Source organism: Rhizobium sp. BK313 (assembly GCF_014193655.1).
Taxonomy (GTDB): domain Bacteria; phylum Pseudomonadota; class Alphaproteobacteria; order Rhizobiales; family Rhizobiaceae; genus Rhizobium.
Genome location: NZ_JACHZQ010000001.1, coordinates 142,540 through 166,147, shown reverse-complemented (window position 1 = coordinate 166,147; position 23,608 = coordinate 142,540). Strand labels below are relative to the sequence as shown.

Annotated in this window: 16 protein-coding genes and 1 pseudogene; 2 read left to right on the top strand and 15 right to left on the bottom strand. The window is 60.1% G+C overall.

From position 1 onward, the window contains the following. Positions 1-3: 3 nt before the first annotated feature. The 3 genes from urtC to urtA form a co-directional block, all read right to left on the bottom strand. Positions 4-1,167 carry an urea ABC transporter permease subunit UrtC gene (gene urtC / locus FHT86_RS00740; protein WP_133704961.1) on the bottom strand — a complete coding sequence of 388 codons (1,164 nt, stop codon included), beginning with the start codon at positions 1,165-1,167 and terminating at the stop codon, positions 4-6. Then, a complete protein-coding gene (gene urtB, locus FHT86_RS00735; RefSeq protein WP_133704960.1) occupies positions 1,164-2,789 on the bottom strand; it encodes an urea ABC transporter permease subunit UrtB in 1,626 nt (541 codons plus the stop codon). Before urtB ends, urtC begins: the two co-directional genes overlap by 4 nt. A gap of 177 nt (positions 2,790-2,966) precedes the next feature. Next, a complete protein-coding gene (gene urtA / locus FHT86_RS00730; RefSeq protein ID WP_133704959.1) occupies positions 2,967-4,256 on the bottom strand; it encodes an urea ABC transporter substrate-binding protein in 1,290 nt (429 codons plus the stop codon). 233 nt (positions 4,257-4,489) lie between these two features. Between urtA and FHT86_RS00725 the strand changes: the two genes are divergently transcribed. Both FHT86_RS00725 and FHT86_RS00720 read left to right on the top strand, forming a co-directional pair. Further along, entirely contained in the window at positions 4,490-7,879 is a 3,390-nt protein-coding gene (locus tag FHT86_RS00725; protein ID WP_133704958.1) for an ATP-binding protein, read from the top strand. Beyond that, positions 7,872-8,795 carry a response regulator transcription factor gene (locus FHT86_RS00720; RefSeq protein ID WP_133704957.1) on the top strand — a complete coding sequence of 308 codons (924 nt, stop codon included), beginning with the start codon at positions 7,872-7,874 and terminating at the stop codon, positions 8,793-8,795. Before FHT86_RS00725 ends, FHT86_RS00720 begins: the two co-directional genes overlap by 8 nt. Before the next feature lie 29 nt (positions 8,796-8,824). On the opposite strand, the gene FHT86_RS00715 is transcribed toward FHT86_RS00720, so the two are convergent. The 12 genes and pseudogenes from FHT86_RS00715 to FHT86_RS00660 form a co-directional block, all read right to left on the bottom strand. Further along, on the bottom strand, positions 8,825-9,796 hold the full coding sequence (locus tag FHT86_RS00715) for a D-glycerate dehydrogenase (RefSeq protein WP_133704956.1): 972 nt from the start codon (positions 9,794-9,796) through the stop codon (positions 8,825-8,827). A gap of 151 nt (positions 9,797-9,947) precedes the next feature. After that, the gene (locus FHT86_RS00710) at positions 9,948-11,069 is read right to left on the bottom strand and encodes a branched-chain amino acid ABC transporter substrate-binding protein (RefSeq protein ID WP_133704955.1); all 1,122 of its coding nucleotides are present in this window, start codon (positions 11,067-11,069) and stop codon (positions 9,948-9,950) included. A 183-nt stretch (positions 11,070-11,252) separates the two neighbouring features. Next, positions 11,253-11,606, bottom strand: a complete 354-nt coding sequence (locus FHT86_RS00705) for a DUF6867 family protein (protein ID WP_133704954.1) — start codon at positions 11,604-11,606, stop codon at positions 11,253-11,255. A 24-nt stretch (positions 11,607-11,630) separates the two neighbouring features. Continuing rightward, positions 11,631-12,359: an ABC transporter ATP-binding protein gene (locus FHT86_RS00700; protein WP_133704953.1), complete on the bottom strand. Its 729-nt coding sequence runs from the start codon at positions 12,357-12,359 to the stop codon at positions 11,631-11,633. Beyond that, entirely contained in the window at positions 12,359-13,231 is an 873-nt protein-coding gene (locus FHT86_RS00695; protein WP_133704952.1) for an ABC transporter ATP-binding protein, read from the bottom strand. Before FHT86_RS00695 ends, FHT86_RS00700 begins: the two co-directional genes overlap by 1 nt. Beyond that, positions 13,231-14,529, bottom strand: a pseudogene (gene livM / locus FHT86_RS00690) (high-affinity branched-chain amino acid ABC transporter permease LivM); the annotation flags it as partial. The gene FHT86_RS00695 and the pseudogene livM, both read right to left, overlap by 1 nt. Before the next feature lie 97 nt (positions 14,530-14,626). Then, positions 14,627-15,529 carry a branched-chain amino acid ABC transporter permease gene (locus tag FHT86_RS00685; protein ID WP_133704950.1) on the bottom strand — a complete coding sequence of 301 codons (903 nt, stop codon included), beginning with the start codon at positions 15,527-15,529 and terminating at the stop codon, positions 14,627-14,629. A 306-nt stretch (positions 15,530-15,835) separates the two neighbouring features. After that, on the bottom strand, positions 15,836-18,262 hold the full coding sequence (locus FHT86_RS00680; protein ID WP_133704949.1) for an FAD-dependent oxidoreductase: 2,427 nt from the start codon (positions 18,260-18,262) through the stop codon (positions 15,836-15,838). A gap of 219 nt (positions 18,263-18,481) precedes the next feature. Continuing rightward, positions 18,482-19,036: a sarcosine oxidase subunit gamma gene (locus FHT86_RS00675; RefSeq protein WP_133704948.1), complete on the bottom strand. Its 555-nt coding sequence runs from the start codon at positions 19,034-19,036 to the stop codon at positions 18,482-18,484. A gap of 7 nt (positions 19,037-19,043) precedes the next feature. After that, positions 19,044-22,001 (bottom strand): sarcosine oxidase subunit alpha family protein, encoded by a 2,958-nt coding sequence (locus FHT86_RS00670; protein ID WP_133704947.1) that lies wholly within the window; start codon positions 21,999-22,001, stop codon positions 19,044-19,046. Then, positions 21,998-22,276 carry a sarcosine oxidase subunit delta gene (locus tag FHT86_RS00665; RefSeq protein ID WP_133704946.1) on the bottom strand — a complete coding sequence of 93 codons (279 nt, stop codon included), beginning with the start codon at positions 22,274-22,276 and terminating at the stop codon, positions 21,998-22,000. Before FHT86_RS00665 ends, FHT86_RS00670 begins: the two co-directional genes overlap by 4 nt. Before the next feature lie 13 nt (positions 22,277-22,289). After that, positions 22,290-23,540, bottom strand: a complete 1,251-nt coding sequence (locus tag FHT86_RS00660) for a sarcosine oxidase subunit beta family protein (RefSeq protein WP_133704945.1) — start codon at positions 23,538-23,540, stop codon at positions 22,290-22,292. Positions 23,541-23,608: the final 68 nt, after the last annotated feature.

Sequence of the window (23,608 nt, the reverse complement as noted above, 5' to 3'; positions counted from 1 at the left end):
GCCTTACTCCGCCGCCTGAATGGTCGTCTTGCCGGCTTCGTCTTCCTCTGCCTCGGGCTTCGGGCTGACCAGCTTGCGACCGCTGCCGATATATTGCGCCACCGTGCCGACGATGCCCTTGGGCAGGAACAGCGTCACCGCGACAAAGAGGCCACCCAGAGCAAAGAGCCAGAAATCGGGGAACAGGCCGGTGAAGATCGTCTTGCCGCCATTGACAAGGATGGCACCGATGATCGGGCCGATTAGCGTTGCCCGACCGCCGACCGCTGTCCAGATGACCACTTCGATCGAATTGGCGGGCGCGAATTCGCCGGGATTGATGATGCCGATCTGTGGCACATACAGTGCACCGGCAATGCCGGCCATCATCGCCGACACGACGAAGACGAAAAGCTTCATGTGTTCGACGCGATAACCCAAGAAGCGCGTCCGGCTCTCCGCATCACGCACACCGACCAGCACCTTGCCGAACTTCGAGCGCACGATGGCCGACGACAGCATCAGCGCCAGCGCCAACAACAGCGCCGTGATGGCAAAGAGCACGGCGCGCGTGCCGTCGGCCTGGATGTTGAAGCCGAGAATGTCCTTGAAATCGGTCAGGCCGTTATTGCCGCCGAAGCCCATGTCGTTGCGGAAGAAGGCAAGCAGCAGTGCATAGGTCATCGCCTGCGTGATAATAGACAGATAAACGCCGTTGACGCGTGAGCGGAAAGCGAACCAGCCGAAGACGAAGGCCAGCAGGCCGGGTGCGGCCAGCACCATGATCATCGCGAACCAGAAGTGATCGAACCCGTACCAGAACCAGGGCAGTTCCTTCCAGTTCAGGAACACCATGAAGTCCGGAAGGATGGGATTGCCATAGGTGCCGCGCGAGCCGATCTGCCGCATCAGATACATGCCCATCGCATAGCCGCCGAGCGCGAAGAAGGCGCCATGGCCGAGCGAGAGAATGCCGCAATAGCCCCAGACGAGATCAAGCGCCAAGGCGAGCAGCGCATAGGTCAGATATTTGCCAAACAGCGACATCAAATAGGTCGGCACATGCAGTGCGCTGGTCTCCGGCAACAGCAGGTTCGATAGCGGCACGACGAAGGCGACGGCAATCAATATCGCGATGGCGATACTGATGCGGCGGTCGAGCGAACGCAAGATAAAGGCCGTGATCATGCTTCCACCGCCCTTCCCTTGAGGGCGAAGAGCCCGCGCGGACGTTTCTGGATGAAGAGGATAATGAGAACGAGCACAAGGATCTTGCCGAGCACCGCCCCCGCATAGGGTTCGAGGAACTTGTTGAGGATGCCGAGCGAGAAGGCGCCGACCAGGGTTCCCCAGAGATTGCCGACGCCACCGAAGACGACAACCATGAAGTTGTCGATAATGTAGCTCTGGCCAAGGTTTGGCGAGACGTTGTCGATCTGTGAGAGCGCAACGCCTGCCATCCCCGCAATGCCCGACCCCAAGGCAAAGGTGAATGCATCGACCCAGGGCGTACGAATGCCCATGGAGGAAGCCATGCGCCGGTTCTGCGTCACCGCCCGCATCTGCAGCCCGAATGCCGAGCGCTTCAGCAGCAACAGCAGGGCGACGAAGACACCGAGCGCGAAAACGATGATCCAGAGACGGTTCCAGGTAATCGAGAGATAGCCGAGATCAAAGGAGCCGGACATCCAGGAGGGATTGCCGACTTCCTGATTGGTAGGCCCGAAGATCGAGCGCACCGCCTGCTGCAGGATCAGCGAGATGCCCCAGGTGGCGAGCAGCGTTTCCAGCGGCCGGCCGTAGAGAAAGCGGATGACGCCCCGCTCGATGACAAGGCCGACGGCACCGGTCACCAGAAACGCTACGGGCAAGGCGATCGCCAGTGACCAGTCGAAGAGTTCCGGATAGGAGCTGCGGATGACGCTCTGGACCATGAAGGTGGAATAGGCGCCGAGCATTACCATCTCGCCATGCGCCATGTTGATGATGCCCATGACGCCGAAGGTGATGGCAAGCCCGATGGCGGCAAGCAGCAGCACCGAGCCGAGTGACAGGCCGTACCAGACGTTCTGTACCGCATCCCAGATCACCAATTGGCTTTGGATGCCGGCGATGGCGGCGGCGACATCGGGCTTCAGGCTGTCATCGACGGAAACCGAAGAGAGAATGCCGATGGCGTCACGCCCACCTTCTGTCTTGATCGTCTCGATCGCCGCCTTCTTCTGCTCCGGCGAACGATCGGAACTTAGCACGGCAACCGCGCGCGCCTTCTCGAGCACGCTGCGAATTTCGCCATCTTTCTCGTTTTGCAACGCGGCTTCCAGCGCCTCCAGCGAATCCGCGCTCGGCGATTTTAATACGGATTGCGCCGCCTCCAGTCGGACACCACGATCCGGGCTCATCAGCGTCAGGCCGCCGAGCGCCGCACGGACCGAGCGACGGAGATTGTTGTTGATCTTGATCTTGCTGAGATTGCCCTTGGCTTCCTCGCCGGCTGTCTGCCCGGTCAACGGATCGATCAAGGCCATGACGTCACCGGAAGATCTGGCGATGAAAACCTGATTGTCGGATTTGCGAACGTAGAGATCGCCGTCCGAAAAAGCCTGCAGCGCCGGCACTACCTTGGGATCGCCGGTCTTGGCTAGATTCTTGACGATTTCGTCGGCCTGCTGGAAGTTCGCCGGACCCAGCGCATTGATGAGACTATGCGCATCTTCTTGGGCGCGCAGCGCGGTCGAGGTCAGCACCACTATCAGGCAAAAACCGGCGGCCAGCGCCAAGGCCATGCGGTAAACAAATTTGTCGAACATCACGCTTGTCCCCTCATGCTGCCGCGGGCAGAGGAGCCTGCCCGCGGCAATCTGCGCGCATGATCCAGAACGGTAGGACCGCGTCAGCGAAAAGTGCGAAGCGGTTTTCGGATAAGATCATGCGATATCAAGGAATTATTCGAGGCGGCTTATCGCCGCCCCGACATTGGGCGGTACTCAGGAACCCTTGCCGCCGCACTTGCCAGTGGAAACATTGAAGTTGCCGCAGTTCATCGGCATGCGCCAATCCGAGATCAGATCCTTGCTGTCAGGCAGATAGTCGGACCACTCATCGCCGACGACTTCAGGAGTCTGCGAGACGATGTCGAACTGGCCGTTGTCCTGGACTTCGCCGATCAGCACCGGCTTGGTGATGTAATGGTTCGGCATCATGGTGGCATAGCCGCCCGAGAGGTTCGGAACCGAGACGCCGACGAGAGCGTCGATCACCTTGTCCGGATCGGTGGTGCCGGCCTTTTCGACGGCCTTCACCCACATGTTGAAGCCGATGTAGGCGGCTTCCATCGGGTCGTTGGTGACGCGCTTGTCGTTCTTGGTGTAGGCGTGCCATTCCTTGATGAACGCGGCGTTTGCCGGCGTGTCGACGGACTGGAAATAGTTCCAGGCGGCGAGATGGCCGACCAGCGGCTTGGTGTCGACGCCCGCCAGCTCTTCTTCGCCGACCGAGAAGGCGACGACCGGAATGTCTTCCGCCTTGACGCCCTGGTTACCGAGTTCCTTGTAGAAGGGTACGTTGGCGTCGCCATTGATCGTGGAGACGACAGCAGTCTTTTTACCGGCCGAGCCGAAAGTCTTGATCTTGGAGACTTCCGTCTGCCAGTCGGAGAAGCCGAACGGCGTGTAGTTGACGATGATGTCTTCGTCCTTGACACCCTTGGACTTCAGGTAGGCTTCAAGGATCTTGTTGGTCGTGCGCGGATAGACGTAGTCGGTGCCTTCCAGAACCCAGCGCTGCACGCCTTCGTTCTGCATCAGATAATCGACGGCAGGGATTGCCTGCTGGTTCGGAGCGGCACCCGTATAGAATACATTGCGCTCGGACTCTTCACCCTCGAACTGCACGGGGTAGAAGAGGATCGAGTCCAGTTCCTTGAACACCGGCAGGACCGATTTACGCGACACCGAAGTCCAGCAACCGAACACGGCCGAGACCTTGTCCTTCTGAATCAACTCGCGCGCCTTTTCGGCAAACAGCGGCCAATCGGACGCCGGGTCGACGACGACGGGCTCCAGCTTCTTGCCGAGGACGCCGCCCTTCTTGTTCTGCTCGTCGATGAGCATCAGCATGGCGTCTTTCAGCGTCGTTTCCGAAATTGCCATAGTGCCCGAAAGCGAATGGAGAACGCCGACCTTGATGGTGTCGTCGGCGGCAAAAGCTCCGTGGAATGCGGTCGTCGACATGATGGCGCCCAGAAGCGCGCCGGAGACAAGAGTCTTCAGTTTCATGTATAGTTCCCCTCTTTTTGTCTGCCGCAACAGTTCGTAAACAAAGATTAACCGTTGCCTGCCGCGACTATCCGGCAGCACCAAGGGATTCCACATACGTAATATGACGTAGGAAGCGGGGCGAAATGTGCAGCATATTAGCAGTTCATGCACTTAAGGACTGCGACGATCCGTGTTACGACGTGAATTACACTTGCCAAACTATTTGAGGGCAAGACTGCTGAAGGGTGGGCATGGCAGCGCGGCAACGCATCATTCCGGTCAGGCGCGAATACAATCGCTGGGTCGCAAACCAGACGCTGGAAGACTATGCCCTGCGCTTCACCGCCAAAAGCGCCCGACAATTTTCCTCGCAGCGCATCTCGCAGACGGCGATCGGCGCCATCTCTTTCCTGGCGTTGGAGGCGATCGGCGGCGCCATCACGCTCTCCTACGGCACGACCAACGCCTTCTACGCCATCATCGTCGCCAGCATCGCGATGCTTGCGATCGGCCTGCCGATCAGCCGGTACGCCATCCGACACGGAGTCGATATCGACCTTCTGACCCGGGGCGCCGGCTTCGGCTATATCGGTTCGACCATCACGTCGCTGATCTATGCCAGCTTCACCTTCATGCTTTTCGCGATCGAGGCATCCATCATGTCGGGCGCGCTGGAGCTGACGCTCGGCATACCCTTGTGGATTGGCTATATCGTCAGCGCCGTCATGGTCATTCCGCTGGTGACGTACGGTGTCCGTCTGATCAGCCGGTTTCAGCTTCTGACGCAGCCTTTCTGGATCGTCCTCAACATCCTGCCCTTCATCTTCATCGCCTTTTCCGACTGGGAAAAATTCGATCTCTGGCGTGCTTTCGCCGGCATCCATCACCCCGCGGCAGTGGCCGGCAGTGCCTCGCCTTTCGATCTCGTGGAATTCGGCGCCGCGTCGGCAGTTATCCTGGCGTTGATGTCGCAGATCGGCGAGCAGGCCGACTTCCTGCGCTTCCTGCCGCCGGAAGGCCGCCGCAAATGGCGGCATCACCTGGCGATTTTCCTCGCCGGTCCTGGCTGGGTGATCATCGGTGCGCCGAAGCTGCTGGCCGGCTCGTTCCTGGTGGTACTGACGCTAAGCTCCGGCGTCCCGGCCGATCGCGCCGCCGATCCGGCGCAGATGTATCTCACCGCCTTCGGCTATATGATACCCTGGCACAATGCCGCGCTGCTCTTGATGGCCGCCTTCGTCATGGTCTCCCAGTTGAAGATCAATGTGATGAACGCCTATGCCGGCTCGCTTGCCTGGTCGAATTTCTTCTCGCGGCTGACCCATAGCCATCCCGGCCGTGTCATCTGGCTGGTCTTCAACGTCGCCATCGCCCTACTGCTGATGGAACTCGGCATCTACAGGCTGCTGGAAGAGACACTCGGCATCTTCTCCATCATCGCCATGGCCTGGCTCTGCACGATCTCCGCCGATCTCTTCATCAACAAGCCGCTCGGCCTTGCCCCTCCCGGCATCGAGTTCAAGCGCGCGCATCTCTACGACATCAATCCCGTTGGCCTGGGGGCCATGGCGCTGTCGGCAACAATTGCCCTCATCGCCCATTTCGGCGCCTTCGGCACGATCGCCGCCTCGCTCGCCCCTTACATCACCTTGGTTATTGCGCTCGTCGCCTCGCCCACGATCGCCTGGGCGACCAAGGGCAAATTCTATCTCGCCCGCAAACCCCGCCAAAGCTGGAAGAACCTCGCCACCATCACCTGCTCGGTCTGCGAACATCCATTCGAGCCGGAGGACATGGCCTGGTGCCCGGCCTATGCCGCGCCGATCTGCTCACTCTGCTGCTCGCTGGACAGCCGCTGCCACGACATGTGCAAGCCGAAGGCGCGGTTCAACACGCAGGTGGGCACCGTCGCCAAGACGTTGCTGCCGGAGACCATCGTCGCCAAGCTCGCCACCCGCCTCGGCCGCTACGGCATCGCCGTCGCGGTGGCGCTGACCGCCGTGGGTGCCATCCTGGCGATGATCGCGCATCAGGTCGGCTCCGCTTCGCCCGAAACCGCCGTGGTGGTCGACCGCACTATCCTGATCGTCTTCTTCGTCTTCGCCGTCATCGCCGGCGTCGTCTGCTGGTTCTATGTGCTCGCCCACGACAGCCGCGTCGTCGCGGAGGAAGAATCCTCCCGCCAGAACACGTTGCTGCTCAAGGAAATCGCCGCCCACAAGAAGACGGACGCCGCATTGCAGACCGCCAAGGAGGCCGCAGAAGCAGCGAACCGCGCCAAGAGCCGCTACGTCGTCGGCTTGAGCCACGAGCTTCGCACGCCACTCAACGCCGTGCTCGGTTACGCCCAGATCCTCGAGCGCGACGAGACGATTCCGGCGCCGCGGCAATCCTCGCTGAAGGTGATCCGCCGCAGCGCCGAACATCTTTCCGGACTGATTGACGGCCTGCTGGATATTTCCAAGATCGAAGCCGGCCGGCTGCAGGTCTATTCTAACGAGATCAACATTCAGGATTTTCTCGACCAGATCATCGACATGTTCCGCCCGCAGGCGCAGGCCAAGGGTCTTGCCTTCATCCATGAGCGGTCCGCCGCCTTGCCCGATTATGTCCGCACCGACGAAAAGCGGCTGCGGCAGATCCTCGTCAACCTGCTCTCCAACGCCATCAAATTTACCGATACGGGCAGCGTACGTTTCGAGGTTGGCTATCGCAGCCAGGTCGCGAGCTTCACCATTGCCGATACTGGTCGCGGCATCGCGGAGAAGGATCTTACCCGCATCTACGAGCCCTTTCAGCGCGGCGAGGCTGAGAGCATCCGCCCCATGCCGGGCCTCGGCCTCGGGCTGACCATCACCCAATTGCTCACCAATACGCTTGGCGGCGAGATTGCTGTTGTCAGCGAAAAGGACAAGGGCTCGACTTTCAAGGTCCGCCTGATGCTGTCGGCGGTCATCCGGCCGATGAAACCACCAGCCCAGGAGCAGCGGATCGTCAGCTATGAAGGCCCGCGCCGCACCATCGTCGTAGTCGACGACAACGAGGATCATCGCGAGTTGATGCGCGAAGTGCTGTCGCCCCTCGATTTCATTGTCTTGACAGCCGCTGGCGGGCCGGATTGTCTGACGCTGATCGAAGGCATCAAGCCGGATCTTTTCCTGGTCGATATCTCCATGCCGGGCATGAACGGCTGGCAATTGGTCTCGCGGCTCAGGGAGAGCGGCCAGATGGCGCCGATCCTGATGCTGTCGGCCAACATCGGCGATGGTGCCGCCGCCAAGGACAGCGACGACAGCCATAATGACGCTATCGCCAAACCTATCGATATCCGTCAGCTTCGCGACAAGCTAGCACTGCATCTCGGTCTGAAATGGGTCTATGCCGACGGCTCCGCACCCGCCTTGCCGAAACCCACGCCACCGATGAAGAGCCCGGGGATAGAGCATGTGCGCGAGTTGATACGGCTTGGCGAGATCGGTTATGTCAGAGGCATCGAGGCGAAGCTCACGGATCTTGCCAAGCTCGATCAGAACCAACCCTTCACCGATGCTTTGAGAACCTATGTTCAAGCCTTCGACATCGGCGGTTTTCTGGATTTCCTGCGCAAATTCGACAATGAAAAGGTAGAACCGATTGGCTGAGCCCGCCCTTCCCCGCGATATAGTCTTGCTCGTGGACGATTCGCCGGAGGCGCTCGGATTCCTGACCGATGCCCTTGAGCAGTCGGGCTTTTCCGTGCTGATCGCCACATCGGGCTCGGCAGCGCTGAACATCGTCGAACGCATCACGCCGGACCTGATCCTGCTCGATGCCGTGATGCCATCGATGGACGGTTTCGAGACCTGCCGGCGGCTGAAGGCGAACGCCGGCATCGCCCAGATTCCCGTAGTCTTCATGACCGGACTGACCGAAACCGAGCACGTCGTGCATGCGCTGGAATCGGGCGGTGTCGACTACCTCACCAAGCCAATCAACGTTGATGAACTGCGTGCCCGCATCCGCGTTCACCTGCGCAATGCCCGCTCCGCCCAGAGTGCCAGGGTCGCGCTAGATGCTGCCGGCCGGCATCTGCTGGCGGTCAAAGGCGATGGCGCGATTCATTGGTCGACCCCGCAAGCCACACGCCTCATCAACGCCGCAACAGGCAGCGACGACGGCCTTGATCTTGTGGCGAAACACATCGCCACTTTCATGCGCGAGCGCGAACGGCCAAGCCCGGCGCGCGACAACCTGCTCTCGATCAGCAATGGCGGCCAGGCGGCTCTGCAGCTCGCTTTCCTCGGCGCGATCGGAGCGGACGAATATCTTTTCCGCCTGACCGCCACCAACCAGCGCGCCGACGACGGCGTGCTGCGCCAGCATTTTGCGCTCACCCAGCGCGAATCCGAAGTATTGCTCTGGATCGCCAAGGGCAAATCAAACCGCGATATCGGCGAGATTTTGGGGCTCTCCGCACGGACGGTGAACAAACATCTGGAGCAGATTTATGTGAAGCTCGGCGTCGAAAACCGGGCCTCCGCCGCGGTAAAGGCGGCGCATGTGCTGCATGAAATGTAATTCTACCATCGCCCGAGGCGGAGAAGGGCTTAAACCACCCGATCCGGCGGCTCGCGCCCTTCGAAAAATGCGGTGATATTATCCACCACCTTCATACCCATGGCCGTGCGCGTCTCTTCGGTCGCACTGCCGAGATGCGGCAGCAGCACGACATTCTCCATTGCCTTCAGCCTCTCCGGCACATTCGGCTCCGCTTCGTAAACGTCCAAGCCGGCACCACGAATCGTGCCTTGCTCCAGTGCAGAAATCAGGGCCGCCTCGTCGACAACGTCGCCACGGGCGGTGTTGATCAAGAAGGTGCCGGGCTTCATGGCGGCGAAGCGGGCTGCATTCATCAGATGGCGGTTTTCCGCGCCGTCAGGGCAATGCAGCGAAACGAAATCGGAGGCTGCAAGCACATCCTCGATCGTCGGAAGTTGCATTGCACCGTAGCGCGCCGCTTCCATCGGATCGATGGCGGAACGATTGTAGAAGGCGACATCCATGCCGAAACCAAAATGACAGCGCTGCGCGAAAGCTCTGCCGATGCGGCCGAAACCGATGATGCCGACGGTTTTGCCGGTGACTTTCGTGCCGATCATATGCGTCGGCCGCCAGCCGCTCCATTCGCCGGCACGCAACTCGCGTTCCCCTTCCCCGCCGCGGCGCGCTACGGACAGCAACAGCAACATGGCGATGTCGGCGGTGCAGTCGGTCAGTACGCCCGGCGTATTGGTGACGACGATGCCCTTCTCCCTGGCTGAAGCGACGTCGATATGATTGAAGCCGACTCCGAAATTGCCCAGGATTTTCGTCCTGATAGCATCGCCCTCGAAAAGTGTAGCCGGCAGTCTGTCGGAAACGGTCGGCAGCACAGCATCATAGGCCAGCAAAGCCGCGCGCAACTGCCCGGCATCGAGCGCGATATCATCCAAATTGAACGTCGCATCGAAGCGTTCGGAAAGTACGGCCTCAACTGCCGCCGGCCAGCGCCGGGTGACGAGAATACGGGGTCTGGTCATGCTGCATCGTCTCCTGCCAAGATGGGCTCAGACTTAAAGCACGATTGTTGCGAAGGAAATGGCGTTCGTCACGGCCCAAACGGAAAGAAGCCCGGCCAATGACCGGGCTTCATAGATCGAATGCGCCGCCGGAAATCCGGCGTCGCAAAGATTACTTTTCGATTTCGGCGTAGTTGTACTTGCCGTCGGAGCCCTTGGACCACTTGTACATCACGTAGTCCGGACGGGTGATGTCGCCCTTTTCGTTGAAGCCGAGTTCGCCGATGGCGGTCTTGAACGGACCCTTTGCCTTCAGCGCGTCGGCAACAGCCATCGGGTCGTTGGAGCCGGCAGCCTTTGCGGCGTCGGCGATGACCTGCATGGCGGCGTACGAATAGAGCGTGTAGCCTTCCGGCTCGTAGCCGGCAGCGCGGAACTTGGCGACGAGATCGACAGAAGCCGGGTTCTTGCGCGGATCCGGCGAGAAGGTCATCAGCGTGCCGTCAACGGCGTCGCCAGCGATCGAGGCCAGTTCGTTCGAGACGATACCGTCACCGGACATGAAGTGAGCCTTGACGCCTTGGTCGGCCATCTGACGCATGATCAGGCCGGCTTCGGTATGCAGACCGCCGTAGTAAACGAAGTCGACGCCGGCTTCCTTCATCTTGGCGATGAGGGCCGAGTAGTCCTTGTCACCAGGTGTGATGCCTTCGTACATGACTTCGGTTACGCCAGCTGCGTTGAGGTTCTTCTTGGTTTCGTCGGCAAGGCCTTGGCCATACGGGGTCTTGTCGTGAACGACGGCAACCTTGGCACCCTTGAAGTTGTCAGCAATGTACTTGCCGGCAACCGCGCCCTGCTGGTCGTCACGACCGCAGGTACGGAAGGTGTTCCACAGGCCACGTTCGGTGAAGACCGGGTTCGTCGAAGCCGGGGTGATCTGAAGGATGCCGTTTTCGGCATAGACTTCCGAAGCCGGGATGGAAACGCCCGAGTTGAAGTGGCCGACAACGAACTTAACACCGTCAGCGACGAACTTGTTGGCGACCGAAACGCCCTGCTTGGCGTCAGAAACGTCGTCGCCGAGTTCGAGCTTGATCTTTTCGCCGTTGATGCCGCCGGCTGCGTTGATGTCGGCAACGGCCTGTTCAGCACCCTTCTGGAGCTGAGCGCCGAAGGCAGCGTTTGCACCCGTCAGAGGGCCTGCAACGCCAATGATGATGTCAGCCTTCGCAACGCCGCTGAACGCGATCATCGCCGACAGAGCCACGGCCGACAGAAGATACTTCTTCATATTGTTACTCCCAATTTTTTGAGCGGGTTCCGTTTGATTTGCCCTGCGCAATACCCACCAATCATCGCGCCGGTAAGCTTGTATTTCGGTGTCTGGAGGAGATGATCCCGTGAACTTGAAGCCGTTTTCAGACAGGATCATACTCAACCTTGAATTCAGACTGAGCCTAGTTTCGACGCACTGTCAATTCTTCTTCTTCCACGAGAAGGCCGAGGTCTTTTCGTAGAGCCAATAGTAGTTGTTCACCATCTGATTCGTGCGGCGATAGCGGTATCCAGCCGTGGAGAAGATAAGGAGAAGAACCACGTCGAGAATATAGTTGTAGGGGTCGAATACCGGGCCGTTGAACAGCGCATGATGCAGGAATTGCAACCCAAGGCCGATTAGAAAAGTATAGATGACGGCCAGCGGATAAGAGTTCCAGTTGCTCGCCACAGCCCGGCCGGCGCGCCATGCCGTCCAGAAACCCAGGAGAACGATAACCGCACGAATGACGATGCGCCCGCCGCTATCGCTTTCGAAGAAAAGTCCCTGCATATCAAATTCTCCGCAGAACGAGGCTCAATGGTGACCGCCTTCGAGATAGGCGGAGCGCACTTCCGGATTGGCGAGCAGTTCCTTGCCGGAGCCGCTCATCGTCACCCGGCCGTTGACCATGACATAGCCGCGGTCGGAGAGCTTCAGCGCGGCAAAGGCGTTCTGCTCAACCAGGAAGACGGTGAGCCCCTGGGTTTTGTTCAAAACCTTGATAGCTTCGAAAATGCCCTTGACGATCAGCGGAGCAAGGCCGAGCGACGGCTCGTCGAGCAGAAGCAGCTTCGGGCGCGCCATCAGCGCACGACCGATCGACAGCATCTGCTGCTCACCGCCCGACAGCGTACCGCCGCGCTGCGACTGGCGCTCCTTGAGGCGCGGAAACAGGGTGAAGATCTTCTCGACGTCCTCGTTGAAATGTTTGAGTTTGTCGAGGCTTGCGCCCATCTGCAGGTTTTCATAGACCGTCATGCGCGGGAAGATGCGCCGCCCCTCGGGCGACTGCGCAATGCGCAGCCGGGCGATCTCATGGGTCGGCATGCGGGTAATGTCGCGGCCCTCGAAGGTCACCGACCCGTTGCGGGCCTGCGGGCTGCCGCAGATGGTCATCATCAACGTCGACTTGCCGGCACCGTTGGCGCCGATCAGGCTGACGATTTCGCCGCTGTTGACTTCGACGTCGACGCCGGCAAGAGCACGGATATTGCCGTAATAGGTTTCGACACCCTCAACTTTCAGAAGCGGTTGCCCCGTCATCAGCGTTCGCCCTCTTGGAGGTGCTCGACTTCGGCAATCACCTCTTCCACTTCTACATCTTCGACGCCGAGATAGGCCGCGATCACCCTTGGATCGTTCTTGACCTCATCCGGCGTACCATCGGAAATCTTCTGTCCGTATTCAAGCACGACGACGTGGTCGGAAATTTCCATGACCACCGACATGTCGTGTTCGATCAGAAGGATCGACGTGTCGGCATCCCTGCGAATGCTGCGCAGGAACTCGTTGAGCACCAGCGACTCGCGCGGATTGAGACCCGCAGCCGGCTCGTCCAGGCACAAAAGTTCTGGGCCGGTGCACATGGCGCGGGCGATTTCCAGCCGGCGCTGCGCGCCATAAGGAAGATCGCCAGCCGGATCGTCGGCGCGATCGACGAGATCGGCCTTTTCCAGCCAGAAGCGCGCCAGCTCGATGGCGTTCTTGGCCTCAGCGCGATATTTGCCGATGCCGAGCAGACCGAGCACGGTATAGCCGGATGCCTTCATCAGCTTGTTGTGTTGGGCCACCAGCAGGTTTTCAAGCACGGTCAGGCCCGAGAACAGACGGATGTTCTGGAACGTGCGCGCCACCTTGGCTTCGCGCGTGATCCGGAAATCCGGCAGCCGTTCCAGGAGGAATTGTTTGCCGCTCTTCTGGTTGAGCGTGATCATCCCCATCGTCGGCTTGTAGAAACCGGTGATGCAATTGAAGACGGTGGTCTTGCCGGCGCCGTTCGGGCCGATCAGCGCAGTGATATCGCCGCGCTTGGCCTCGAAGGAGAAGTCGTTGATCGCCATCAGGCCGCCGAATCTCATCGAGAGATGATCGACCTTGAGCAGAATGTCGTCAGGGGTTGCGGTCACAGCGTTCATCAGCCGTGGCCCTCCTTGGTAAAGCTGCCGGACACCGCTTTTCGCTCCTTGAGGAAGGCGGTCGGCTCGCGGGTCCCGACGAAGCCGCGCGGTTTCACTATCATGACGACGACCATGGCGAGGCCGAAGATCAGCATGCGGTAAAGTTCCGGGGTAAAATCAGGGCCGAAGATCAACTTGAGGAAATCCATGTCGCGCAATAGTTCCGTGCCGCCAACCATGGCGATCGCGGCGATGGCGATCCCCTTCAACGAACCCATGCCGCCGAGAACGACGATGGCGAGAATGACAGCTGATTCGAGGAACACAAAGGATTCCGGCGAGACGAAACCTTGGCGCGCGGCAAAGAACGAGCCGGCAAAGCCGCCGAACATCGCACCGGTCGCAAAAGCCGTCAGCTTCGTCGTCACGGTATTGATGCCAAGCGACCGGCAGGCGATTTCGTCTTCTCGAAGCGCTTCCCAGGCACGGCCGATCGGCATGCGGCGCAGCCGGATCGTCACATAAGCCGTCAACATGCAGAGCGCGAGGATGACGTAGAACAGGAAGATCTTGTACCAGGCCGACGACATCGGCAGGCCGAAAGTCCGGATGACGTTATGCGGATCCTTGAGATCGAAGGTGTAGAGGCCGAACAGCGAAGCTTTGGTGATGTTGGAAATGCCGAAGCTGCCCCGGGTCACATCCGTCCAGTTGGTGAGGACGATACGTATGATTTCCCCGAAGGCCAGCGTCACGATCGCCAGATAGTCGCCCCGCAGACGCAGCACCGGGAAGCCGAGGATCACGCCCCACAACCCTGCGAAAATACCGGACAATGGCAGCAGGATCCAGAAAGACAGGCCAAAATGCGTCGACAGCAGCGCATAGGAATAGGCACCGACCGCGTAGAAGGCGACGTAGCCGAGGTCGAGCAGGCCGGCCAGGCCGACGACGATATTCAGGCCCCAGGCGAGCATCACGTAGATCAGGATCTGGATACCGAAATTGTCGACATAGGTCAGCGATCCCTGCGGGCCTAAAAGCGCCACCGCCAGCAGCGGATAGATAAGCAGGAAGACCAACGCAATCTTGGTGAAGTTCTTCGAGATGAAGCCGGGTTCGGCTTCAACAGGCGGAGCCTTCGCCTTGGTCGCCTTCATGGCCGCCAGATAGGGTTGCACGAACACCGTCATGACGAAACGGCCGACAGCGGCTACGGCGACGATGGATGCCAGCAAGCCCCAGCGCTGAACGATGATCAGCCTGTTGTCGATGTTCTGATCGGTCTTCAGGCCGATATAGAGCACGAACATGCCAAAGGTGATGACCGCCGTCCAGAGGGCATCGGTAAGCCCCTTCTGGACAAGGCCGGGAGCGGTCTTGCCTGGAACGAAGTTTGAATTTGCCATGGCGTTATACCTTCTCGACTTCCGGCCGTCCGAGAATACCCGTCGGCTTGAAGATCAACACATAGGCCAAGATGCCGTAGGTCGCGACATCCTTATACGCGATAGCGAAATTTCCCGACCAGAACGACTCGATGAAACCGATCATCAAACCGCCGAGAACGGCACCCGGCAGCGAGCCGATGCCGCCAAGAACGGCCGCGGTGAACGCCTTGACACCGGGAACGAAGCCATCGGAGAAATTGGCGACGCCGTAATACATCAGGTACATCGTGCCGGCGACGGCGGCGAGCGCTGCGCCCATGATGAAGGTGATGGAAATGGTTCGGTCAACATTGATGCCGAGCAGCGCCGCCATCTTGCGATCCTGCTCCGTGGCGCGTTGGGCGCGGCCAAGCGCAGTCTTGTTGACCAGATACCAGAACGCCGCAAGCAGAACGATAGTGATGATGAAGACGATAATCTGCTTCAGCGACAGCGACACGCCATCGAAGTTGTAGACATCGCCCACCAGTGTCGGGATCGGCTTATTGCGCGGACCCTGTGCGACCTGAATGAAGTTCGACAGCACGATCGACATGCCGATCGCCGTGATCAGCGGCGCCAGGCGAAACGAACCGCGCAGCGGCCGATAAGCGACACGTTCGATCACCCAATTCCACAAGCTCGTCATCAGCATCGCGACGATGAGCATCACCAGAAGCAGGATCGCCACTGGCAGGCCTGCGAAGAGCGATACAAGAACCAGGTAAGTGATGAGAGCGGCAAAGCCACCGAGCATGAAAACGTCGCCATGGGCAAAATTGATCATGCCGATGATGCCGTAAACCATGGTATAGCCAATGGCGATCAGGCCATAAATCGACCCGAGAGTCAGCCCATTAAGGAGCTGCTGGATAAAATAATCCATATGTCATTTCCCCTGGATGCGGAGTCTGTGGACCGCATCTCTTATTGGTTAGGGTTCCCCCGAAAGGGCCCGTGGGCGCGATTCCATACTGTTTTCGAAGGAAATGTGAAGCCAAAAAGGCAGGAAATTGACAAATTCTTTTCAAATGGTCGTGCAATGACGCGATTCGAACCAGAAAAGGCAGAAAAACGGCATCTCCTGGCTCAAAAATAGCCAAGATTGACCGAACGGGTCTTGTGGACTGAAGACATCTCGTCAGAAACGGGCTCCCAGAGGAACCCGTTCTTGGCCGTTTGAGCTCGACTGTCAGGAGCGCATGCGCGCACCGTCGACATCAAACAACGGCTGTGATTGCAGCGTCGCAGGCAATATTTCGCCGAGCAATTCGATCGACCATCCCTGCCCCTCGTCGGCTATCTCTGTCGGCACATAACCAACTGCGACCGAAACTCCGGAGGCATGCGCATAACCGCCAGAGGTCACCCAGCCGCAGACGGCGCCGTTGTGATAGATCGGCTCATCACCGATGACGTCCGCATCCTTGGCCGCGAGAATGAAGGTGCGTAGCCTCATAGCTCCGCCTTCCACTTTCTCCTTGGCGGCCGCCGACTTGCCGATGAAATCAGCCTCCTTGGAAAGCGCGACGAAGCGGCCAAGCCCGGCCTCAAGCGGCCCGTAAAGAGGACGGTATTCGCGCGCCCAGCTGCCATAGGATTTGTCGAGGCGCAGCGCGTTCAACGCCCTGAGACCGAAGAGCTTGATACCGAATTCGGCGCCCGCCTCCATCAGCAGATCGAAGAGATAGCGCTGATGCTCCGGCTTCATCCAGATCTCATAACCGAGATCGCCGGTGTAGGAGACGCGGCCGACGATGGCAGGCGCCATGCCGAGATCCATACGCCGTATGGACATGAAGGGGAAAGCGGCGGCAGAGACATCCTGGTGCGTCAGCTTTTCCAGGAGCTTGCGCGCGTTCGGCCCCGCAATCGAAAGTCCAAGCAGCGACAGACCGAGCGCCTTCAGTTCTACCGATCCGTCCTTGGGCAGTTGGCTCTCGAACCAGCGCATATGATAGGCTTCGGCAATGCCGGAGCCGATGACCAGGAAATCGCCCTCGCCCAATTTGGCGAGTGTGAAATCGCCAATCAGCTTGCCATCATGCTTCAACATCGGCGCCAGCGTCATGCGGCCGACGGCAGGAATGCGGCAGGCGAGCAGCCGGTCGAGAAAAGCTTCCGCGCCCGGCCCCTTGACCGAATATTTGGCAAAGCCGGAGGTCTCCATCAGCCCGACGCTGTCGCGCACCGCCTTCGCCTCGGCGCCAACCACATCGAAATCATTGGAGCGCCGCCAGGAGAATTCATCCGCTTCGCCCGCGGGCGCGAACCACAGCGCCTGCTCCAGCCCGTAGGAGGCGCCGAAGACGCCACCCGCGGCCTTGAGCCTGTCGTAAATCGGCGTGGTCAGCAGCGGCCGTGCCGCCGGCAATTCCTCATTGGGATAGCGGATGGAGAACCGCCGGGCGTAGTTCTCGCGCACCTTTGCATTGGTATAGGCAAGCGTCGCATAGTCACCATAGCGCGAGACGTCCATAGCGAAGACGTCGAAGCCGGGATCGCCATGGATCATCCAGTTGGCGAGTGCCAGCCCCACGCCGCCGCCCTGACTAAAGCCAGCCATCACGGCGCAGGCCGACCAGTAGTTCGTCAGCCCCCGCACCGGCCCGACCAGAGGATTGCCGTCCGGCGAGAAGGTGAAGGGGCCGTTGATGATCTTCTTGATGCCAGCGTTGTTGAAGGCGGGGAAATGTCGGAAGCCGACTTCGAGCTCCGGCGTGATGCGCTCGATATCCTCGGCCAGCAGCTCATGGCCGAAATCCCAGGGTGTGGTCACCGGCGACCAGGGTCGGCAAGCCTTTTCATAGGTGCCCATCAGCATGCCTTGCCGCTCCTGGCGCAGATAGATCTCGCCATCGAAATCGACGCAGTGCATCAGTTCCTTGCCGCTCGACTTGTTGAAGTCGGCGACCTCAGGCATGTCCTCGGTGATCAGATACATGTGCTCCATGGCAAGCACCGGCAGCTCCAGCCCGACCATACGTCCGACCTCGCGCGCCCAGAGACCGGCGGCGTTGACGACATGTTCGGCGATAATCTCGCCCTGATTGGTGATCACCCGCCAGGAACCATCCTCGCGCTGCACCAGTTCTTCGACCTTAGTATGCAGGTAAATGTCGGCGCCGTTCTTCTTCGCCGAGCGGGCATAGGCATGTGTGGTGCCATAAGGGTCGAGATGGCCTTCGACGGGATCGTAGAGAGCGCCGACGAACTGATCGGGATCGAGAAGCGGCATCATTTCATGCGCTTCCTTCGGCGTCAGCAAGGTCGCCTCAAGGCCATTGTAGCGGCCCTTGGCAAGAATCGATTTCAGCCAGTCGAAACGCTGCGGCGTCGCCGCCAGCATCAAGCCGGACGTCATGTGCAGGCCTATATCCTGGCCGGAATAGTCCTGAATCTCCTTATAGAGCTCGACCGTGTATTTCTGCAGCTTGGCGACGTTGGGATCGCCATTGATCGTGTGCATGCCGCCGGCCGCATGCCATGTCGACCCGGAGGTCAGCTCGGAACGCTCGAGCAGCACGACATCCGTCCAGCCGAATTTCGTCAGGTGATAGAGCACCGAACATCCGACGACCCCACCGCCGATGACGACGACTTTGGCATGGCTTTTCATCTAAAAATCCCCTGTGTTCGGCGCGAAGTCTGCGGGGGGTTTTCCCATGTGACCGGCCGCATTTGCAGGGCAGCCTAGAGACTATCCCGGAAGCCAAATAGCCCGAACTGCGAAACCGATCTGCCTGTTTGCGCCATCGCAATTGTTCGGATCGCGCCATCTTCTCTCCGACGCACAAGCCCTTCGGAAAACCGCTTCACGCCTTTTCGATTTATGCGCTCAATCCGCAAATCCAGCCGTCAGCGCGAACTCGCGCCCCATCTCCATCAGTTCCTCGAACACGCTGCCGGCATAGGAGCGCGGGACGATGATCTCGAAGCAGTCGGGACCGGTGCGGGCCAGATTGGCGCTGACATGGCAACATAGCATGTTGGCCGACTGTCCCTCGGCGAAGACCTGCGGATGCAGGTCGACGGCCACGCATTTCGCCAGGATGCGGCGGACACTCGGGCCTGAAATGCGCAATATCCCCCGGCCATCGCTCTGTTCGAAGAAGGAAACGCGACCGGCATCCAGAATGGCAAGATCGCGCGCCAGGGTCTCGGCCGCCAACACCTCCGATACCGCCAGCCATTCATCCGGCCCGGCATGGCGCACCGAAATATCAGACATCGCTTTCAGCGCCGCCAACGTCCAATTTCCCTGTCCGGCATGGGCGAGCACGGAGAAGATGACGGGACGGCGGACGACGGCAAGATGGTTCGGATTGGGCTCGCCTTCGAAGCCGGAGATGTGATCTTCCAGCACGTGCCGGTTTTGATATGCGACGCTCATCGGCCTCTCATCCTAAAAGCTTTTTGTTGTCAGGATCGACGAAGATCGGATTGCAGACTTCGGCAAGCACCTCCTCACCGCGCAGCCCGTCCCAGACAATCAGATGTTCACCGATTCGCTCGCGGCCGGATTTTAGGAAAGCCAATGCGATGGCATGACCGAGAACCGGGGAGAAGCAGGCGGAAGAAACATGCCCCTGGTCATTCGCCGTCGAAGGCTTGGCGCCTTCCTTCAAGAGATGGGCGCCTGCCCGAATCTCCTTGGTGGCATCGACCGGCTTGAGCCCGACAAGCTGGACGCGATCGGCCGCAGTGAGGCCGAAGCGGGTCGAAAGCCGCTTGCCGATGAAATCCGGCTTCTGCGTCGCCATCATCCGGCCGAGGCCGACATCGTCGGGCGTGGTGCGGCCATCGAGCTCACTATGGGTGACATGCCCCTTCTCGATGCGGAGCACATTCAGCGCCTCGACTCCGTAAGCGCAGATTCCATGCGCCTTACCCGCCTCCATGATCGCATCCGCCACCGCTTCGCCATAGCCAGCGGGAACCGCGAGCTCGTAGGCCAGCTCGCCGGAGAAGGAGATGCGGAACAGCCGCGCCTTCAGCCCGCCCTTCAGCATCACCTCAGCGGCGGCCAGGAACGGGAAGAATTCGTCGGAGATGTCGTCTTCGACAATCTGTTCCAGAACCTGACGCGCCTTCGGTCCGGCGATCGCCATCTGTGCCCATTGATCCGACGAGGAGACGAAACGCACATCGAGTTGCGGCCAGAGGGTCTGGACGCAGAATTCCATATGGGTCATCACCTCGCCGGCCATCGCGGTCGTGGTGGTGAGGAAGAAATGATTCGGCGACAGTCGGCTCGTCGTGCCATCGTCGAAGACCATGCCGTCCTCGCGCAACATCAGCCCGTAGCGCGCCTTGCCGATCGGCAGTTTCAGGAAGGCGTTGGAATAGAGCCGGTTGAGAAACTCCGCCGCATCCTTGCCGAACACTTCGATCTTGCCGAGCGTCGAGACATCGCAGAGGCCGACATTGTTGCGGACATTCAGGACCTCACGGTCGACGCTGTCGCGCCAGGTCTTTTCCCCCGGACGCGCAAACAAGGCCGAGCGATACCAAAGGCCGGCTTCGACAAAAGTCGCGCCATTTTTCTTCGCCCAACCATGCAGCGGCGATTCCCGCACCGGCTGCGCATGCTTGTCGCGCGCCGTGCCTGCCAAGGCACCGAACGAGACGGGCGTATAAAAAGGCCGGAATGTCGTCGTGCCGACAGCGGCCGGACTGACGCCGCGCATGCCCGCGATGATACCGGCAGCGTTGACATTGCCGAGTTTACCTTGATCGGTCGCCATCCCGCTCGTCGTATAGCGCTTGGCGTGCTCCGCATGGCCAAAGCCTTCGCGCAAGGCTAGGCCTAGATCTTTGGTGTGGACATCGTTCTGGAAGTCGACGAAGGCTTTGTCCTTGGCGCCCGGCACATGCCAGATGGCCGCGAAGGTCGGATCGTAATCGCCTTCGACCTCCGGCATCTCAGCCTCCTGTGCCTTGCGTCCGAGGCTTTCGACCACCCGCCGCGCTTTTTCGGCGCCATCGGCAAGACAGCCCGGAACATTGTCGATGCCCGCAACCGATCCGGCAATCTCCATTTCACCGCCGACCGTCGGCGCCATGAAAGCCTGTCTCTCTTCCGACCATACCGGCTTTGCGCCACGCTGACAGGCAAGATGAATAATCGGCGACCAGCCGCCGGACATGGCGAGTGCATCGCAGGCGATGAGCTCGTCCAGGCCACCACGATCGGCAATCACACCACTAATCCGATGCCGTCCCTTCGTGGCCTGTATACTGCCGCCATGGATGATGCGAACGCCCTGTGGTGCAGCGTCTGATGACGCGCTGCGCGTATCTATGATGGCCGATATTTCGACGCCTTCCGCAGCCAGATCCAACGCGGTGCGATAGCCGGACCCGCCATTGGTAAACACCGCCACCTTCTGCCCCGCCACCACACCATAGCGATTGAGATAGCTGCGCATGGCGCCAGCCATCATCACGCCGGGTTTGTCATTGCCGCCGAAAACCAACGGCCGCTCTTCCGCGCCGGTAGCAAGGATGGCGCGTTTGGCGGCAATGCGCCAGAGACGCTCGGCCGGCAGATCGGGTGACGGCATCGCCACATGCTTCTGCACTTTTTCGACCGCGCCGAAGACATTGTCGTCGTACCATCCGAACACCGTGGTGCGCGGCATCAAAGTGACATTCTCGAAGCTCTGGAGTTCCTCGAGCGCTGTGTGCACAAAGGCATCCGCGGAAACGCCGCCAATCGATAGTCTCTCCGACAGCAGTGATCCACCCAGACGAAATCCTTCGTCGGCAAGGATGATGCGCAGTCCAGCGCGCGCCGCCGTCAGCGCCGCCATCAGCCCTGCGGGACCGGAGCCGATCACCAACAGATCGCAATGCGCCCAGGCCTTCTCATAGCGATCGGGATCGGCCTGCATAGCCGCCTTGCCGAGACCGGCTGCGCGGCGGATCAGGGGCTCATAAACCCTCTCCCAGAAAGCCGCCGGCCACATGAAGGTCTTGTAGTAGAAGCCGGCGCCGAAGAAAGGCGAGAACAGGCCGTTGATCGAGGCAAAGTCATGCTTCAGTGACGGCCAGCGGTTTTGGCTGACGGCGTTCATGCCCTGATAGAGCTCGGCGACGGTAGCGCGGGTGTTCGGCTCCGCACGTCCGTCCTTGCCGATTGTCACGAGCGCGTTCGGTTCAGCAGAACCCGCCGTCAGAATGCCGCGCGGGCGGTGGTACTTGAAGCTACGGCCGACAAGTAACTGGTCGTTGGCAAGAAGGGCTGCGGCGAGCGTGTCGCCCTCCATCCCTTTCATATCCCTGCCGTCGAACTTGAACGAAAGCGGCCGGCTGCGATTGATGAGCCCGCCGGAGGAAAGACGATAGGCTGTCATTGCGCCGCCTCCCGCGCCTTGTCCGCGGCATCGGTGACGGAAAAGACCTCGTGCGTGACATTGCTGCGATCGACGATCAGCCAGCGGCGGCAACCGGCCGCATGATGCCAATATTCGAGAATGCGCCCGCGCTCGTTGTCGCGGACATGGACATAGCGATGCCAATCCTCATCTGGAGCAGACGGCGCCGGACGGACGACGGATGCAGAGCCGCGAATGCTGAACTCTTCTTTCGGGCGCGCACCGCAATGCGGGCAGGTGATCAAGCTTGCCATTGGTTTCGTGCCCTCAATGCAGATTAGGCTGCGGACCCTTGCCGCCTTCGTCGATCGCAAAACCGCGTTCAAAACGGTCGAGGCGCAGGAAGCGGCTGACCTCGTGGCTTTCGCCCTTGGCGATCAGATGAGCGAAGCAGAAGCCGGAGGCGGGCGTGGCCTTGAAGCCACCATAGTTCCAGCCGCAGTTCAGATAGAGATTCTCGACGGGCGTGCGGTCGATGATCGGTGAGCCGTCCATGCTCATATCCATCACCCCGCCCCAGCTACGCAGCACGCGGACGCGTGACAGGCCGGGAATCAACGACACCCCCTCCTCCATCGTATGCTCGACGGTGGCGAGATTACCGCGCTGGGCATAGGAGCTGTAATAATCAATATCGGCGCCAAAGACCAAACCGCCCTTGTCCGACTGCGATATATAGAAGTGGCCGGCACCGTAGGTGATGACATGATCGATCACCGGCTTCAGCCCCTCCGAGACGAAAGCCTGCAGCACATGGGTTTCGATTGGCAGTTCCAGATCCGCCATGCGTCCGAGGATCGAGGTATGGCCTGCTGCCGCCAGTGCCAGCTTATTGCAGCCGATGAAGCCGCGCGTTGTCTCGACGCCGGTCACGGCACCGCCTTCGCGGCGGATACCGATCACTTCGCATTGCTGGATGAGATCGACGCCGCGGCTGTCGGCGCCGCGCGCATAACCCCAGGCGACGGCATCGTGCCGCGCCGTGCCGCCGCGTGCCTGCAGCAGCCCGCCGAGGATCGGAAACCGGGCGTGGTCGAAGTTGAGATAGGGCATCATCTTGCGGACCTGATCGCGGTTCAAAAGTTCCGCATCGACCCCGTGCATGCGCATGGCATTCCCGCGCCGGGCATAGGCGTCGCGTTGGCCATCGGAGTGGAAAAGGTTGATGACGCCGCGCTGGGAGACCATGGCATTGTAGTTGAAGTCCTGCTCCAGTCCCTCCCAAAGCCGCATCGAGAATTCGTAGAAGGGCTCGTTACCAGGCAGGAGATAGTTGGAGCGGATGATGGTGGTGTTGCGGCCGACATTGCCGGAGCCGAGATAGCTCTTTTCCAGCACGGCAACATTGGTGATGCCGAACTCCTTGGCGAGATAATAGGCCGTCGCCAGTCCATGCCCGCCGCCGCCGACGATGATCACGTCATAATACGGTTTCGGCTCCGGGGTTCGCCAGACAGGCTGCCAATGACGGTTTCCTGAAAGCGCCTGTTTCAGAACCTGATATGCCGAATAACGCATGTATTAATCCCAGTCTCTTGCCGGGCACACATTCGCATATGCAACAAAAACGACAAGTCCGGAAAGGA